15 protein-coding genes are annotated in these 15,803 nt (G+C 60.3%); 8 read left to right on the top strand and 7 right to left on the bottom strand.

Going from position 1 to position 15,803, the window contains the following annotated elements; genetic code table 11:
• The first annotated feature begins 7 nt into the window (after positions 1-7).
• Complete coding sequence (locus tag ACA043_RS17690; RefSeq protein ID WP_497659661.1) at positions 8-1,276, top strand: Nramp family divalent metal transporter; 1,269 nt, start codon at positions 8-10, stop codon at positions 1,274-1,276.
• Between the two features lie 20 nt (positions 1,277-1,296).
• Here the strand turns inward: ACA043_RS17690 and ACA043_RS17685 are convergent, their stop codons facing one another.
• Positions 1,297-2,406: a cytochrome P450 gene (locus ACA043_RS17685; RefSeq protein ID WP_497657557.1), complete on the bottom strand. Its 1,110-nt coding sequence runs from the start codon at positions 2,404-2,406 to the stop codon at positions 1,297-1,299.
• Between the two features lie 79 nt (positions 2,407-2,485).
• Here ACA043_RS17685 and ACA043_RS17680 point away from each other — a divergent pair, with 79 nt between their 5' ends.
• The 3 genes from ACA043_RS17680 (at position 2,486) to ACA043_RS17670 (ending at position 5,407) form a co-directional block, all read left to right on the top strand.
• Positions 2,486-3,250 (top strand): ArsR/SmtB family transcription factor, encoded by a 765-nt coding sequence (locus tag ACA043_RS17680; protein ID WP_497657556.1) that lies wholly within the window; start codon positions 2,486-2,488, stop codon positions 3,248-3,250.
• Between the two features lie 97 nt (positions 3,251-3,347).
• Positions 3,348-4,568, top strand: coding sequence for a putative DNA modification/repair radical SAM protein (locus ACA043_RS17675; protein ID WP_497657555.1), 1,221 nt, complete (start codon positions 3,348-3,350; stop codon positions 4,566-4,568).
• On the top strand, positions 4,565-5,407 hold the full coding sequence (locus ACA043_RS17670) for a TIGR03915 family putative DNA repair protein (RefSeq protein WP_497657554.1): 843 nt from the start codon (positions 4,565-4,567) through the stop codon (positions 5,405-5,407). Before ACA043_RS17675 ends, ACA043_RS17670 begins: the two co-directional genes overlap by 4 nt.
• 51 nt (positions 5,408-5,458) lie before the next feature.
• Here the strand turns inward: ACA043_RS17670 and ACA043_RS17665 are convergent, their stop codons facing one another.
• The 5 genes from ACA043_RS17665 to ACA043_RS17645 form a co-directional block, all read right to left on the bottom strand.
• A complete protein-coding gene (locus ACA043_RS17665; protein WP_187681104.1) occupies positions 5,459-6,478 on the bottom strand; it encodes a branched-chain amino acid aminotransferase in 1,020 nt (339 codons plus the stop codon).
• Between the two features lie 243 nt (positions 6,479-6,721).
• Entirely contained in the window at positions 6,722-8,095 is a 1,374-nt protein-coding gene (gene lpdA, locus ACA043_RS17660) for a dihydrolipoyl dehydrogenase (protein ID WP_497614503.1), read from the bottom strand.
• Between the two features lie 4 nt (positions 8,096-8,099).
• Positions 8,100-9,380: a dihydrolipoamide acetyltransferase family protein gene (locus ACA043_RS17655; RefSeq protein ID WP_497657553.1), complete on the bottom strand. Its 1,281-nt coding sequence runs from the start codon at positions 9,378-9,380 to the stop codon at positions 8,100-8,102.
• Entirely contained in the window at positions 9,381-10,439 is a 1,059-nt protein-coding gene (locus tag ACA043_RS17650) for an alpha-ketoacid dehydrogenase subunit beta (RefSeq protein ID WP_489880983.1), read from the bottom strand.
• Position 10,440: 1 nt separating this feature from the next.
• Complete coding sequence (locus ACA043_RS17645; RefSeq protein ID WP_242209272.1) at positions 10,441-11,676, bottom strand: 3-methyl-2-oxobutanoate dehydrogenase (2-methylpropanoyl-transferring) subunit alpha; 1,236 nt, start codon at positions 11,674-11,676, stop codon at positions 10,441-10,443.
• Positions 11,677-11,861: 185 nt separating this feature from the next.
• Here ACA043_RS17645 and bkdR point away from each other — a divergent pair, with 185 nt between their 5' ends.
• Complete coding sequence (gene bkdR, locus ACA043_RS17640) at positions 11,862-12,350, top strand: Bkd operon transcriptional regulator BkdR (protein ID WP_096822555.1); 489 nt, start codon at positions 11,862-11,864, stop codon at positions 12,348-12,350.
• Positions 12,351-12,363: 13 nt separating this feature from the next.
• Here bkdR and ACA043_RS17635 read toward each other — a convergent pair whose 3' ends face one another.
• Positions 12,364-13,227 carry an MBL fold metallo-hydrolase gene (locus ACA043_RS17635; RefSeq protein ID WP_497657552.1) on the bottom strand — a complete coding sequence of 288 codons (864 nt, stop codon included), beginning with the start codon at positions 13,225-13,227 and terminating at the stop codon, positions 12,364-12,366.
• A gap of 96 nt (positions 13,228-13,323) precedes the next feature.
• Here ACA043_RS17635 and ACA043_RS17630 point away from each other — a divergent pair, with 96 nt between their 5' ends.
• From ACA043_RS17630 to ACA043_RS17620, 3 genes are all read left to right on the top strand, one after another.
• Positions 13,324-13,665 (top strand): ArsR/SmtB family transcription factor, encoded by a 342-nt coding sequence (locus ACA043_RS17630; protein ID WP_497614493.1) that lies wholly within the window; start codon positions 13,324-13,326, stop codon positions 13,663-13,665.
• A gap of 76 nt (positions 13,666-13,741) precedes the next feature.
• Positions 13,742-14,986: an NAD(P)/FAD-dependent oxidoreductase gene (locus tag ACA043_RS17625; RefSeq protein WP_497657551.1), complete on the top strand. Its 1,245-nt coding sequence runs from the start codon at positions 13,742-13,744 to the stop codon at positions 14,984-14,986.
• A 9-nt stretch (positions 14,987-14,995) separates the two neighbouring features.
• Positions 14,996-15,796 (top strand): sulfite exporter TauE/SafE family protein, encoded by an 801-nt coding sequence (locus ACA043_RS17620; protein ID WP_497657550.1) that lies wholly within the window; start codon positions 14,996-14,998, stop codon positions 15,794-15,796.
• Positions 15,797-15,803: the final 7 nt, after the last annotated feature.

The following is a 15,803-nucleotide window of genomic DNA, read 5'->3' as shown; positions in this document are numbered from 1 at the left end:
GCCGGAAGTGGCAGGCAGTGTTGCGGTAGATCCCAATGCCGCGTTTTTCAAGCGCGTGCTGCGTTTTGCCGGCCCCGGTTTGCTGGTGGCGATCGGCTATATGGATCCGGGCAACTGGGCGACGGCCATCGAGGCCGGCTCGCGTTTTGGGTACAGCCTGCTGTTTGTGGTGTTGCTGGCGAGTCTGGCGGGCATGGTTGTGCAGTGTCTGTGCTCACGGCTGGGCATTGCCACCGGGCGCGATCTGGCGCAATTGTCCCGCGAACGCTACAGCACTCCAACCGCGCGGCTGCAATGGGTGTTGGCGGAGATCTCGATCATCGCCACCGACCTTGCCGAAGTCCTCGGTTGCGCGCTGGCGTTTCACTTGTTGCTTGGCTGTTCGCTGACCTTCGGCATTGCCCTCACGGCGTTCGATACATTGCTGGTGCTGGCGCTGCAGAACCGAGGGTTCCGTCGACTGGAAGCAATCATGCTGGTGCTGGTCGCCACCATTGGCGTGTGCTTTTTTGTTGAACTGGTGTTGATCAAACCGTACTGGCCGGACGTCGCCCAAGGCTTCAAACCCTCCCTGTCAGCTATCAGCGATGCCGCGCCGTTGTACCTGGCAATCGGCATTCTCGGGGCCACGGTGATGCCGCATAACCTCTACCTGCACACGTCCATCGTGCAAACGCGGATGATCGGCAAGGATCTGGCGAGCAAACAGGACGCGGTGAAGCTGGCGCGCATCGACACCATCGGCTCGCTGGCGCTGGCGCTGCTGGTCAACGCGGCGATCCTGATCCTCGCGGCGGCTGCGTTTCACCAGTCCGGGCATACCGACGTGGTGGAGATTCAGGACGCTTACCACTTGCTTGATCCGCTGGTCGGTGGCGCGCTGGCCAGCGTGCTGTTCGGCGTGGCGTTGCTCGCGTCAGGGCAGAGTTCGACCTTCACCGGCACCATCGCCGGTCAGGTGATCATGGAGGGCTATCTGAATCTGCGCATTCCCTGCTGGCAACGGCGCCTGATCACTCGTGGGCTGGCGTTGATTCCGGCGTTTATCGGCGTGTGGCTGATGGGCGATAACGCTGTGGGCAAGCTGCTGGTGATGAGTCAGGTGGTGTTGAGTTTGCAACTGCCGTTTGCCCTGTATCCGCTGATCCGCATGACCAACGACAAGCAACTGATGGGGCCGTTCGTGAACCGCTGGCCGACCCGGGTGCTGGCCTGGGGGTTGTTTGTGCTGATCAGCGGCGCCAATAGCTGGTTGATTTTGCAGTTGGCGGTTTAACCGATAATTTTTGGGGTCGGTCAGGCCCCCACAAAACTGAATAGTGGAATACGCCCGTTGAGCGAAGGCCGGTAACGCCAGTTCAGGCGATCAAGCTCAATGCCATGATCGAGCATTTTCCTCACCGTCGCGCTGGCAATACTCATTGCCAGCGCTTGCCCCGGACACTGATGCCGACCGCTGCCAAAACTGAAACTGCGGCGGTTTGGACGATCCAGCAGAAAGTGCTCGGGATTGTCATTCAGCGCCGGATCGCGGTTGGCCGAGGCCAGCAACAGCACAATCACAGCGCCGGCCTCGACGCGCACACCGTCTATTTCGCAGGATGCGGCGACAAAGCGTCGGGTGTTCTGCACCGACGGGTCGAAGCGCTGGACTTCGTTCAGCAGGGCTTCCATCGACGCGCCACTTAGCTCGGGGCGGTGTCGCAGCATCACCAACGCGTTGCCGATCAGCCCTGCGGTGGCTTCAAAGGTCTGCGAGCAGAGGCCGATCAGATTGGCGATCAGGGTCTCGTCATCTCCATCAAAACGCTGCCTGATACCCGCGAGCAAAGCGCTGTTCACATCAGCATCGGCCAACAACTCGATGAACTGACCGCGCAAATGTTGCGCTGCGACGTGGGCTGCGGCCAATTGCAGGTCGTTGCTCAACGGCGACAGGCACGCCGCGAAATCAGCGGTCAGCTCGCTGATGGCCCGACTCTGTGCCGGACTGAATCCGAGCAACGCGGCGACCACGCATACCGGGCCGCGGAACATGGCTTTGTATAAGCCGTCCGCATCCGCAGTGATCAGTCGTGCATTCACGTGCTCGCGGACTTCGTTCTGATCGATCAACGTCAGTGACGGCTCAATGGCGGAGCGCGGGCAGCGCTGGCGTTCGCCGTCGTTCATCCGCATCAACTGGCCGAAGACATTGCCGGCCATGCCTTCGGCAATCGCCTTGGGCACCGGCTCCTGGACTGGACGCACTCGGCAGTCGGCATGCGCCAGTACCGCACAAACCGCGCGGGCGCTGCTGGCTACCCACATTTTCAGTTTGGGGTGAAACGTCAGCCCACCTTCAGAGCGAAGTTTTTCGTAATAGGGGTAGGGATTGGCGTGAGTCGCAGCGGTGATCGGGTCCATGGTTCGCAGCCTTGTCGATGGGGAAAGTGTTGCTACTATCTCCAGTCCGTAGCGGCGACGATTCGTCCGGGAGCGAAATATGCACGCAGAACATCAAGATATCGGCGTCTCGCAAGTGGCGGCAGCCATCGCCGAGCCGGCACGCACAAAAATCCTTTGCTCGTTGATGGACGGCCATGCCCGCACCAGCACCGAGTTGGCAGCCGTTGCCGAAGTCAGCGCTTCCACCGCCAGCGCGCATCTGGCCAAACTCAAGGACCTGGCGCTGGTGCGTTTGCACGTTCAGGGCCGCCATCGTTATTACAGCCTGGCCGACAAGCGTGTGGCTCAAGCGCTGGAAGCCTTGATGGTGATCGGCCAGAGCGCCGCGCCGACGTTCAAGCCGCAGACACCGGATCGCCTGCAATTCGCCCGCACCTGCTACGACCATATGGCCGGGACACTGGCGGTGTTGCTGCATGACCGCTTGATCGACGCGGGCTGGTTGTTGGAGACCGACGAGCAGGCGTATCGCCTGAGTGACAGTGGTGAGGCCTTGTTTGCCGGGCTGGGTATTGAGGTGCAGGACTTGAGCACTTTGCGCCGCAAGTTCGCCTGCCCGTGTCTGGACTGGAGCATGCGTCGGCCACATCTGGGGGGTTCGCTGGGCGCGGCATTGCTGCAAACGGCGTTGAAGCGTAAGTGGGTGACGCAGGATCTGGACAGTCGGGCGTTGGCGCTGACGGCGGTGGGGCGCAAAGAAATCGGCGTTCGGTTTGGTGTCGAGTTGCCCGGTGAGGTGAAGATCAAAGGATCGCAGCCTGCTGCCGCTCCTACAGGAGTGGGGTGTAACCGAACCGTGTAGGAGCTGCCGCAGGCTGCGATCTTTTGATCTGGCTTTGCACCTTGTGTCGATTCGATAGACTCGCTACTGTATATGCAACCAGTACAGAGTCCGCGCCATGCAAATCATCGACAAGCTCAGCATTCTCGCCGACGCCGCCAAGTACGACGCCTCCTGCGCGAGCAGCGGTGCGCCCAAGCGAAGCTCCGAGGGTAAGAGCGGCCTGGGCTCGACCGATGGCATGGGTATTTGTCACAGCTACACACCGGACGGGCGCTGCGTTTCGCTGCTGAAGATTCTGCTGACCAATTTCTGCCTCTACGACTGCCAATACTGCGTCAATCGCCGCTCCAGCGATGTGCCACGGGCACGCTTCACCCCCGAAGAAGTCGTGGCGCTGACCATGGACTTCTACCGACGCAACTGTGTCAGCGGCCTGTTTCTCAGCTCCGGCATCATTCGCTCGGCGGACTACACCATGGAGCAACTGGTACGGGTCGCCAAGTTGCTGCGCGAAGAACACGAGTTTCGCGGTTACATTCACCTCAAGACCATCCCCGAAGCCGATCCTGCGTTGATCGAGCAGGCCGGGCGTTACGCCGATCGCCTGAGCGTCAACATCGAGCTGCCCACCGATGCCAGCCTGCAAACCCTGGCCCCGGAGAAACAGATCGGCTCGATCAAGCAGGCCATGCAGACCATCTACACCGGCGAGCAGACCGTGCTCAACGAGCCACGCGCGCCGAAGTTCGCGCCGGCCGGGCAGAGCACTCAGATGATCGTCGGCGCCGATGATACCGACGACAGCACAATCCTCCATGGCGCCCAGGCCTTGTACGGCAATTTTCGCCTGCGTCGGGTCTACTATTCGGCGTTCAGCCCGATCCCCGACAGCCCGAAAAGCGTGCCGCTGGCCGCACCGCCGCTGATGCGCGAGCACCGCTTGTATCAGGCCGATTTTCTCTTGCGCAGTTACGGCTACAGCGCCGATGAGCTGCTCAAGGGGCCTGGCAATCTGGCGCTGGATATCGATCCGAAACTGGCGTGGGCACTGCAGAATCGCGAGGTGTTCCCGCTGGATCTGAACCGCGCCGAGCCCGCACTGATCGCACGCATCCCCGGCATTGGCCTGCGTACCACCGAACGTCTGGTGGAACTGCGTCGACAGCGGCGGATCCGCTACGAAGACGTGGCACGTATGCGCTGTGTGCTGGCCAAGGCCAAGCCGTTCATCATCACCAGCGACTACCACCCGCAGCAGGCCGAGGTCACCAGCCATATGCTTTATCAGCAATTGCGCGACCGGCCGCAGCCGCAGCAGATGGGGTTGTGGGGATGATCAATCTTGATTGCGACGACCTGTTCGATACCTGGCGCCAACAGGCACGCTGGCTACTCAGTCATGAGGTCGACCCGAGTCTGGTGAGTTGGGCTTCGGAGGGCGTCAGCGACTTGTTTGCCAGCGACCATAAAGTGCCCGAGGGGCACGGCCCGTTTCAGGCCCGCATTCCGCGTGCGTTACTCGACACCCTGGAGCAAGCCGCGCGCTATCGAGGCGATCAACGCTGGAGCCTGCTGTATGAAGTGCTGTGGCGAGTCAGTCACGGCGACCGCACGGCAATGATGGCCGGCGACAAACTGGGCAGCGAATTGCAGCGGCGAATCAAACAAGTCAGCCGCGAAGCCCATCATCTGCATGCATTCGTGCGTTTCATCGAACGCCCTAAAGATTCGCCAGGCCCACAATATGTGGCATGGCACGAACCCGCCCACGACATCCTGCACAGCGCCAGCGAGCATTTCGTCGCCCGTATGGGCCGTCACCGCTGGCTGATCGCCACACCGCGCGACGGGGTTTATTACGACGGCGAACAACTGATCCATGAGCGCCAATGCCCCGTTGAATGGCAGCAAATGGCGCAGAACGTCGATGACCCGCATGGCGACCTTTGGTTGACCTATTACAGCCACATCTTCAATCCGGCGCGGTTGAATCCGAAAGTGATGCAAGGGCATTTGCCGGTGCGATTCTGGAAGAACTTGCCGGAGGGGGAGTTGATCCCCGGGTTGATTACTCAGGCGCGGATGGGTAAACAGCAGAACGGGCAGGCGAGCGGGATCGCCGGGCGCACCGGTAAACGCATTGCCCTGAAGGACAGCGAACGGAGCGGACAATAAAAAGCCCCCATCGATTACTCGATGGGGGCTTTTGTGCGTCTGGCCGTCAGATCAAACCTTGACGATCCAGCCCGCTGGCGCTTCGATGTCGCCGGTCTGCACACCAGTCAGCTCTTTGTAGAGCTTCTGGGTGACCGGGCCGACTTCGGTTTCGCTGTGGAACACGTGCAGATGGTCGTTGTAGCTGATGCCGCCGATCGGGGTGATCACCGCAGCAGTACCGCAGGCGCCGGCTTCCTTGAAGTCCGACAGTTTGTCGATGAGCACGTCGCCTTCAACCACTTCCAGGCCCAGACGCGATTTCGCCAGTTCGATCAGCGACAGACGGGTGATACCCGGCAATACCGATGGCGAGTTCGGTGTGATGAACTTGTTGTCGTGGGTGATCCCGAAGAAGTTGGCCGAACCGACTTCCTCGATTTTGGTGTGGGTCATCGGGTCCAGATAGATCGCGTCGGCGAAGTTGGCTTTCTTCGCTTTCGAGCCCGGCATCAGACTGGCAGCGTAGTTGCCGCCGACCTTGGCGGCGCCGGTGCCTTGTGGGGCGGCGCGGTCGTAGCTGGAAATCTGGAAATTGTGCGGGGTCAGGCCGCCCTTGAAGTAGGCGCCAACCGGAATGCAGAAAATCGAGAAGATGAACTCGGGGGCGGTACGCACGCCGATGTTGTCACCCACCCCGATCACGAACGGACGCAGGTACAGCGCGCCGCCGGTGCCGTATGGCGGGATGAAGCGCTCGTTGGCACGAACCACTTCTTTACAGGCTTCGATGAACTGCTCGGTGTCGACCAGCGGCATCAGCAGACGCGCGCAGCTGCGTTGCATGCGCAGGGCGTTCTGGTCCGGGCGGAACAAGTTGATCGAGCCGTCCTTGCAACGATAGGCCTTCATGCCTTCGAAGCATTGCTGGCCATAGTGAAGGGCAGTGGAGCCTTCGCTGATGTGCAGCACGTTATCTTCGGTCAGGGTGCCTTTGTCCCACTCGCCATCGCGAAAGTACGACAGATAGCGTTTGTCGGTTTTGATGTAGTCAAAACCCAGCTTGTCCCAATTGATGCTTTCGTTACCCATGACACCCTCTATCACTGAACAACCGTCGAAACGGTTCAAGGCTTCTGACGTTTTTTGGATGGTCACAACAATACTTCATTCTTGAGCGGTTTCGCAGCCCGGACTATCGGATGACAGACAGATAATTCGTGTTGCCCTCAGGAATTCGCGAGCAGGCTCGCTCCCACAGGTAGAACCCATTTCAAATGTGGGAGCGAGCCTGCTCGCGAAGGGGCCTTCATGGCCATCCGCAAAAGTCCTGAATTACAGATGCAACGCATGCCCCAAAGCACGCAACGCCGCTTCTTGCACCGCCTCACCCAAAGTCGGATGCGCATGAATGGTGCCGCCGATGTCTTCCAGGCGCGCGCCCATTTCGAGGCTCTGCGCAAACGCCGTGGACAATTCCGAAACCCCGACACCCACCGCTTGCCAGCCGACAATCAGATGATTGTCCCGACGAGCGACCACCCGCACGAAGCCGCTTTTTGACTCCAGCGTCATCGCCCGTCCATTGGCGGCAAACGGGAAACTGGAAACGATGCAGTCGAGCCCGGCAGCCTTGGCCTCGTCCGGCGTCTTGCCCACCACCACCAGTTCCGGGTCGGTAAAGCACACGGCGGCGATGGCGGTCGGGTTGAATTCGCGGGTTTTGCCGCTGATCAACTCGGCAACCATTTCGCCCTGAGCCATGGCGCGGTGAGCCAGCATCGGCTCGCCGCTGAGATCGCCGATGGCATAGACATTACGCATGCTGGTCTGGCAACGGCTGTCGATCTTGATCGCCGAGCCGTTCATTTCCAGACTCAGTGCTTCGAGGTTCCAGCCTTGGGTGTTGGGTTTGCGACCAACGGCCACCAGCACCTGATCGGTTTCCAGATTGAGGGTGTCGCCGTTCGGATCACGCACCTGCAACGTACCGTCGAAGCCCAAAACACTGTGCTTGAGATACAGCTTCACGCCCAGTTGCTTCAATGCGTCATGCACCGGTTGGGTCAGTTCCGCGTCATAGGCGGGCAGGATGCGATCCTGCGCCTCGACCACACTGACCTCGGCACCGAGCTTGCGGTAAGCAATGCCCAATTCCAGGCCGATGTAACCACCGCCAACCACGATCAGGCGTTTTGGTACGCTTTTCGGCGCCAACGCTTCGGTGGAGGAGATGATCGGCCCGCCAATCGGCAGGATCGGCAAATTGACGCTGGTGGAACCGGTGGCAAGCACCAGGTGCTCGCACTGGATGCGGGTGTCGCCGACTTCCACGGTTTTGCCGTCGATGACCTTGGCCCAGCCATTGATGACCTGAACCTTGTTCTTCTTGAGCAGCGCGGCGACGCCGGTGGTCAGGCGATCAACGATGCCGTCCTTCCACTCAACGCTTTTGCTGATGTCCAGCGTCGGCGCCGAGACGCTGATCCCCAGCGCCGAATGCTGACTGTGATGCTGAGTCTGGTGAAACTGCTCGGCCACATGAATCAGCGCTTTGGACGGAATGCAGCCGATGTTGAGGCAGGTGCCCCCAAGCGATTGGCCTTCGACCAGAATGGTCGCAATGCCCAACTGCCCGGCGCGAATCGCCGTGACATAACCGCCGGGGCCGCCGCCGATGATCAGCAGCGTGGTGTTCAGAGTTTGCATGCCATCACTCCACAAACAGGGTCGCGGGTTGTTCGAGCAGGCCACGAATGGCCTGGATGAAGAGCGCCGCGTCCATGCCGTCGACCACGCGGTGATCGAAGGAGCTGGAGAGGTTCATCATCTTGCGGATCACCACCTGGCCTTTGACGACCATCGGGCGTTCGACGATTTTATTCACGCCGACGATCGCCACTTCCGGCAGGTTCAAAACAGGCGTGCTGACAATGCCGCCCAGCGCACCGAGGCTGGTCAGGGTAATAGTCGAGCCTGACAACTCATCGCGGCTGGCCTTGCCATTGCGCGCGGCATTGGCCAAACGTGAGATCTCGGCGGCGCTGTCCCACAGGCTGCGTGCCTCGGCGTGACGAACCACTGGCACCATCAAACCGACATCGCTTTGCGTGGCGACGCCTACGTGTACCGCGCCGAGACGGGTGATGACCTGGGCTTCGTCGTCATAGCGGGCGTTCATTTGCGGGAAGTCACGCAGGGCAACGACCAGAGCGCGCACGAGGAACGGCAGCAGGGTCAACTTGCCACGGCTCGCACCGTGTTTTTCATTCAGGTGGGCGCGCAGCTCTTCAATCGCGGTGACGTCGATTTCTTCGACATAGCTGAAATGCGCAGCACGCTGGGTGGCGTCCTGCATGCGTTGGGCGATCTTTCGGCGCATGCCGATCACCTGAATCTGCTCTTCGTCATTACGCTGGGCGTATGCGGCGTATGCGGCGGATGCAGGCGCAGAGGCGTTCGACTGACCTTGCGCCAGATAGGTGTCGAGATCTTCGTGCAACACGCGACCGGCCGGGCCGGTGCCGCGTACCAGACGCAACTGAATGCCCAGATCCAGCGCATGCTTGCGCACGGCCGGGGAGGCCAGTGGACGTTCATCCGCTTCGCGAGCAACCATCGGGCCTTGGCAAACGGTCGCCGGACGCGGCGCGGCGGCGACAGGTTTGCTCTCTACAACGGCTTCAACTTTCGGTGCAGCAGGCGCCTCTTTAACAGGCGCTGGCGCGGCAGACTCTTTCAGGTTGCCGGCGCCTTCAACTTCAATGCTGATCAGCACACTGCCCACTGCCATGACTTCACCCGGCTGGCCGCCCAGAGCAATGACCTTGCCATGGACCGGCGACGGAATATCGACCATCGCCTTGTCGGTCATCACGTCCGCCAGCACCTGATCTTCAACGACCAGATCACCAACCTTGACGTGCCACTGCGACAGTTCTACTTCTGCGATGCCTTCGCCAATGTCCGGCATCTTGATAACGTGCGTGCCCATTCAGACCTCCATGACCCGCTTCAACGCCGCGCCCACTCGGGACGGCCCAGGGAAATACGCCCACTCTTGCGCGTGCGGGTAGGGGGTGTCCCAACCGGTGACGCGTTCGATCGGCGCTTCCAGGTGATGGAAGCAATGCTCTTGCACCAGCGATACCAGTTCGGCGCCGAAACCGCAGGTGCGGGTGGCTTCGTGCACCACCACGCAACGACCGGTTTTCTTCACGGAGTTGACGATGGTTTCCAGGTCCAGCGGCCACAGGCTGCGCAGGTCGATCACTTCGGCGTCGACGCCGCTTTCTTCAGCCGCGACTTGCGACACATAAACGGTGGTGCCGTAGGTCAGCACGGTCACGTCCTTGCCCGGACGGGTGATCGCGGCGACGTCCAGCGGCACGGTGTAGTAGCCGTCCGGAACCTGTGCGGCGGGGTGCTTCGACCACGGGGTAACAGGACGGTCGTGATGGCCGTCGAACGGGCCGTTGTACAGGCGTTTTGGCTCGAGGAAGATCACCGGATCATCGTTTTCGATGGAGGCGATCAGCAGGCCTTTGGCGTCGTAGGGGTTGGACGGCATGACGGTGCGCAGACCGCAGACCTGGGTGAACATCGCTTCGATGCTCTGGCTGTGGGTCTGGCCACCGTAGATGCCGCCGCCGCAAGGCATGCGCAGGGTCATCGGTGCGGTGAATTCGCCAGCCGAGCGATAACGCAGACGCGCCGCTTCGGAAATGATCTGGTCGGAGGCCGGGTAGACGTAGTCGGCGAACTGGATTTCAGCCACCGGACGCAGACCGTAAGCGCCCATGCCGACGGCAACGCCGACGATGCCACTCTCGGAGATCGGAGCATCGAACACTCGCGAGGCGCCGTACTTGGTCTGCAAGCCCTCGGTGCAACGGAACACGCCGCCGAAATAACCGACGTCCTGACCGAACACCACCACATTGTCATCACGCTCAAGCATCACATCCATGGCCGAGCGCAGGGCCTGGATCATGGTCATGGTGGTCGTGGTCATGGCGGTTTCCAACTGAATATTGTTGTTGTGATCGTTCATGTCAGATCCCCAACTGCTGACGCTGGCGCTTCAAGTGCTCCGGCATCTCTTTGTAGACGTCTTCGAACATGGTCGCGGCGCTTGGAATCTGACCGCCGGCGAGGGTGCCGTACTGTTCGGCCTGTTTCTGCGCGGCAATCACTTCGGCTTCGAGCTCGGCGCTGACGGCGGCGTGTTCTTCGTCCGACCAGTGGCCGACCTTGATCAGGTGCTGTTTCAGGCGGGCAATCGGATCGCCCAGCGGGAAGTGGCTCCAGTCATCGGCTGGACGGTATTTGGAGGGATCGTCGGAGGTCGAGTGCGGGCCGGCGCGGTAGGTGACCCATTCGATCATGGTCGGGCCGAGGTTGCGGCGGGCGCGTTCGGCGGCCCAGGCAGACGCGGCGTACACCGCGTAGAAGTCGTTACCGTCGACTCGCAGCGAGGCGATACCGCAACCAACACCGCGTCCGGCGAAGGTGGTGGCTTCACCCCCGGCAATGGCCTGGAAGGTCGAAATCGCCCATTGATTGTTGACTACGTTGAGGATCACTGGCGCACGGTAGACGTGAGCAAAGGTGAGAGCGGTGTGGAAGTCCGATTCGGCGGTGGCGCCGTCACCGATCCATGCAGAGGCGATTTTGGTATCGCCCTTGATCGCCGACGCCATGCCCCAGCCCACGCCCTGAATGAACTGGGTGGCGAGGTTGCCGGAAATGGTGAAGAACCCCGCGTCCTTGACCGAGTACATGATTGGCAACTGACGGCCCTTGAGCGGGTCGCGCTCGTTGGACAGCAGTTGGCAGATCAAGTCGACCAGTGGAACGTCGCGAGCCATCAGGATGCTTTGCTGGCGATAGGTCGGGAAGCACATGTCGTCGATGTTCAAGGCCAGGGCCTGGGCGCTGCCGATGGCTTCTTCGCCAAGGCTTTGCATGTAGAACGACATTTTTTTCTGGCGCTGGGCGACCACCATGCGGTTGTCGTAGATGCGCGTCTTGAGCATGGCGCGCATGCCCTTGCGGAGGATCTCGACCGGAACGTTCTCGGCCCAAGGGCCGAGAGCGTTGCCCTGATCGTCGAGCACGCGGATCAGGCCACGGGCCAGGTCGGCGGTGTCGGCAGGTTCTACGTCGATGGAAGGTTTGCGCACCGTGCCTGCATCGGTCAGATGCAGGTAGGAGAAGTCGGTTTTGCAGCCTGGGCGGCCCGAAGGTTCAGGGACGTGCAGACGCAGCGGTTCATACGCTTGGGTCATGGCTTCTACGCTCGATCTTGTGAATTTCTTGTAGTGAGCTGGCAATCATTCTTCGATGAAAGAAATCTTGTCCTACAACAATCATAGGCCCGGGCAAGAAGAATATTTATCTCTGTTTCGTTGCGCTGGCGATCATTTGCAGATAGAAATTCTGCATAAACATAAAAAACAGGTGGTTTTGTCTCATGCGCAAACTGGACCGTACCGACATCGGCATTCTCAACAGCCTTCAGGAGAACGCACGCATCACCAACGCTGACCTTGCGCGCTCGGTGAACCTGTCGCCAACGCCGTGCTTCAACCGGGTCAAGGCGATGGAAGAATTAGGCCTGATTCGCGAACAGGTGACCCTGCTGGACGCAGATCTGCTGGGGCTGCATGTGAATGTGTTCATTCACGTCAGCCTGGAGAAACAGGTCGAGGAGGCGTTGCAGCATTTCGAGGAAGCGATTTCCGATCGCCCCGAGGTGATGGAGTGCTATCTGATGGCCGGCGACCCGGACTATCTGATCCGGGTGCTGGTGCCGACCATTCAGTCCCTGGAGCGCTTCATGATGGACTTTTTGACCAAGGTTCCAGGGGTGGCGAATATCCGCTCGAGCTTCGCCTTGAAACAGGTGCGTTACAAGACGGCGCTGCCGTTGCCGGCGAATGGGTTGACGTTGGGAGTCTGAAGATTTTTTGCTTTTAAAGCTTGTTCACCGGCACTTTCAGATAGACGACACCGTTGTCCTCCGGCGCGGGAAAGTTCCCCGCCCGCACATTCACCTGAACCGCCGGCAGCAGCAGTGTCGGCATGCCTAGCCCAGCATCGCGGCGTGTGCGCATCTCGACGAACGTCGCCTCATCAATGCCGTCATGCACATGGATATTGCTTTTGCGCTGCTCGCCGACGGTAGTCTGGCATTGCGCCTGCCGACCTTCAGGCGGGTAGTCGTGGCAGACGTAGAGTTTGACGCTGGCAGGGAAGGCCAGCAGTTTCTGAATCGAGTTGAACAGTTGATGAGCGTTGCCACCGGGGAAGTCGCAGCGCGCAGTACCGACGTCGGGCATGAACAGCGTGTCGCCGACCAGGATCTGTTCGCCGTCGATCAGGTACGCCATGTCTGCCGGAGTGTGGCCGGGGACGTGCAGGGCGGTGGCCTTGAGATTACCGATCCTGAAAGATTCGTTGGGTGCGAACAGATGATCGAACTGCGAACCATCGACGCAAAACTCCGGCTCCAGATTAAACAGTGCCTTGAAGACGTTCTGCACTTTGCTGATCGACTCGCCAATCGCGATCTTGCCGCCCAGTTCCCGGCGCAGATACGGCGCAGCAGACAGGTGATCGGCATGAGCGTGGGTTTCCAGCAGCCACTGCACTTGCAGGTGATGCTCGCGCACGAACGTGATGATCCTGTCAGCTTGCGCCGTGCCGGTGCGGCCGGCGGCGCCGTCGTAATTGAGCACCGGATCGACGATTGCGCATTGTCCGCCGTCGTCTTCATAGACCACGTAGCTGTAGGTCGAGGAGGCGGGGTCGAGGAAAGCTTCAATCAGCGCGGGCATGGACATGAACCTGTGCAGGGGTAGAAAAGTCGGTTGCAACACTTTATGTAAAAACATAATGTTCGCAGCTTAAGTGACGTTGAAGGCATCCTGCAAATGCAATCCAGTCTGACCGAATGTGAAGTCGCCCAATTGCGCGCCTCGGCCTCCAAGGCCTGCGCGTTGCTCAAGGCCATGGCCAACGAGGATCGCCTGTTGATTCTGTGCCAGCTGACACAGGGCGAGCGCAACGTCGGCGAGCTGGAAAAAATGACCGGTGTACGCCAGCCGACGCTGTCTCAGCAATTGGGTATTTTGCGCGATGAAGGGCTTGTCGCGACCCGTCGTGACGGCAAGTACATTTTTTACGGCCTCGCCAGTCCTGAAGTCATCCAGGTGATGAAAACCCTCTCCGGGCTGTATTGCGGTGCCGTGCTGAAAAGCCTGGGTCACCAATAAATGTCAGCCAGCACACCATTCAATTGCAGGAGTGCTGGCAAGAACAATCCGTGCGCGCAGCCATAAGGAACAAGCAATGAACGATCAACACTGGGGCCCATCCATCAGTGCAGATATCGTGGTCATCGGCGGCGGCACTGCCGGCATCGGCTTCGTCGCCAGTCTGCTCAAGCGCGATCCGCACTTGAAGATCACTGTGATCGAACCAAGTGCCCAGCATTACTACCAACCGGCATGGACGCTGGTCGGTGGTGGCGCCTACGACGTAAAAGACACCGTAAGACCGATGACCAAAGTGATGCCGCGTCAGGCCACCTGGATTCAGGCAGCGGTGACCGCAATCGATCCCGACAACCGCCAACTCACCCTCAATGATCAGCGCACGGTCAGCTATCAAAATCTGATCGTCTGCCCAGGCCTGTGCCTGGCCTGGGAAAAAATCGAAGGCTTGCAGGAAAGCCTCGGCCAGTACGGCGTTACGTCCAACTACAGCTATCAGCACGCGCAATACACCTGGGATCAGGTGCAGAAACTGCGCGGCGGCAAGGCTCTGTTCACCCAACCCTCGATGCCGATCAAATGCGCGGGGGCGCCGCAAAAGGCGTTGTACCTGTCGTGCGATTTTTGGCGAAAAAACGGCGTGCTGAACAAGGTCGAGGTGGAGTTCAACCTGGCCGGTGCTGCGCTGTTCGGCGTGGCGACGTTCGTACCGCCGCTGATGAAATACATCGAAAAATACAACGCGCAATTGGCCTTCAACTCGAATCTGGTCAAGGTCGACGGCCCGGCGAAAACTGCGTGGTTCGAGGTCAAGGACGCTGATGGCAACGTCACTCGCCAGGCGAAAACCTTCGATCTGCTGCACGTCGTGCCGCCCCAGGTTTCGCCGGATTTCATCGCGCAAAGCCCTTTGGCCGACGCTGCCGGCTGGTGCGAAGTCAATCCGAATAACCTGCAGCATCCGCGTTATCCAGAGGTGTTTGCGCTCGGCGATATCTGCGGCACCAGCAATGCGAAAACCGCTGCGGCAGTGCGCAAGCAAATCGTCGTAGTGGCGGAAAACCTGCTGGCCCTGCGCAATCACCAGCCGCTGCCGCTGAAGTACGACGGTTACGGTTCCTGCCCCCTGACGGTGGAGAAGGGCAAGGTGATCCTTGCCGAGTTCGGTTATGCCGGGAAGTTGTTGCCGACCTTTCCTCTGGACCCGACCGTACCGCGCCGTTCGGCCTGGTGGCTGAAGGCGACGCTGCTACCGTGGTTCTACTGGAACGGCATGCTCAAGGGCCGCGAATGGCTGACCGGTTTGTCGAAGGTTGACTGAGAACTCCCTATGTTGCTGGCAAGTCTGTTTGGCGTGGTGATGGGGCTGTTTCTTGGGCTGACCGGGGCCGGTGGCGGAATTCTCGCGGTGCCGGCGCTGGTGCTCGGGCTCGGCTGGACGATGACGCAGGCCGCTCCCGTGGCGCTGTTCGCTGTGGGCAGTGCGGCGGCTGTCGGCGCCATCGATGGGTTGCGCCATGGTCTGGTGCGTTATCGCGCGGCGTTGTTGATTGCGGCACTCGGTGCAGTGTTTTCACCGCTGGGGATCTACTTCGCGCATCAGTTGCCCGAGAAGATCCTGATGATTCTGTTCAGCCTGCTGATGGTCATGGTTGCCTGGCGCATGCTGCGGCGTGAGCGTCAGGCGCAAGGCCCGAGTGACCACGGTCACGCCAGTTGGGGGCAGAAGAACTGCATGCTCGATGAAGAGACCGGGCGTTTCGACTGGACCGCCAAATGCACCGCGACCCTTGCGGCGTTAGGTGCGGTCACCGGGGTGGTGTCCGGATTGCTTGGTGTTGGTGGCGGTTTCCTGATCGTGCCGGCATTCAAGCAACTGACCGACGTGCAAATGCGCGGCATCGTTGCAACGTCGCTGATGGTAATCAGTTTGATCTCGGCAATCGGGGTGATCGGCGCGTTTCATGCCGGGGTGCGGATCGACAGCCAGGGCGCGGCATTCATTGTTGCCAGCGTCGTCGGCATGATCATCGGTCGCAAGCTTTGTGCGCGGGTGCCGGCTCGGGCATTACAGGTTGGGTTTGCCAGCGTGTGTCTGGTGGTGGCGGGGTATATGTTGTTGCGGGCGTGAGGTAAAC

The organism is Pseudomonas sp. LBUM1648, assembly GCF_059716145.1.
Note: the sequence above shows the minus strand (reverse complement) of the source record. Positions and strands in the feature narration are given on the sequence as shown.

What these genes read in the sequence shown, in the direction of transcription:
- ACA043_RS17680 (WP_497657556.1), top strand. Translation starts at nt 2,486, where the DNA reads ATGCACGCAGAACATCAAGATATCGGCGTCTCGCAAGTGGCGGCAGCC.
- ACA043_RS17620 (WP_497657550.1), top strand. Translation starts at nt 14,996, where the DNA reads ATGTTGCTGGCAAGTCTGTTTGGCGTGGTGATGGGGCTGTTTCTTGGG.
- ACA043_RS17670 (WP_497657554.1), top strand. Translation starts at nt 4,565, where the DNA reads ATGATCAATCTTGATTGCGACGACCTGTTCGATACCTGGCGCCAACAG.
- ACA043_RS17665 (WP_187681104.1), bottom strand. Translation starts at nt 6,478, where the DNA reads ATGGGTAACGAAAGCATCAATTGGGACAAGCTGGGTTTTGACTACATC.
- ACA043_RS17675 (WP_497657555.1), top strand. Translation starts at nt 3,348, where the DNA reads ATGCAAATCATCGACAAGCTCAGCATTCTCGCCGACGCCGCCAAGTAC.
- bkdR (WP_096822555.1), top strand. Translation starts at nt 11,862, where the DNA reads ATGCGCAAACTGGACCGTACCGACATCGGCATTCTCAACAGCCTTCAG.
- ACA043_RS17655 (WP_497657553.1), bottom strand. Translation starts at nt 9,380, where the DNA reads ATGGGCACGCACGTTATCAAGATGCCGGACATTGGCGAAGGCATCGCA.
- ACA043_RS17650 (WP_489880983.1), bottom strand. Translation starts at nt 10,439, where the DNA reads ATGAACGATCACAACAACAATATTCAGTTGGAAACCGCCATGACCACG.
- lpdA (WP_497614503.1), bottom strand. Translation starts at nt 8,095, where the DNA reads ATGCAAACTCTGAACACCACGCTGCTGATCATCGGCGGCGGCCCCGGC.
- ACA043_RS17625 (WP_497657551.1), top strand. Translation starts at nt 13,742, where the DNA reads ATGAACGATCAACACTGGGGCCCATCCATCAGTGCAGATATCGTGGTC.
- ACA043_RS17630 (WP_497614493.1), top strand. Translation starts at nt 13,324, where the DNA reads ATGCAATCCAGTCTGACCGAATGTGAAGTCGCCCAATTGCGCGCCTCG.
- ACA043_RS17635 (WP_497657552.1), bottom strand. Translation starts at nt 13,227, where the DNA reads ATGCCCGCGCTGATTGAAGCTTTCCTCGACCCCGCCTCCTCGACCTAC.
- ACA043_RS17685 (WP_497657557.1), bottom strand. Translation starts at nt 2,406, where the DNA reads ATGGACCCGATCACCGCTGCGACTCACGCCAATCCCTACCCCTATTAC.
- ACA043_RS17645 (WP_242209272.1), bottom strand. Translation starts at nt 11,676, where the DNA reads ATGACCCAAGCGTATGAACCGCTGCGTCTGCACGTCCCTGAACCTTCG.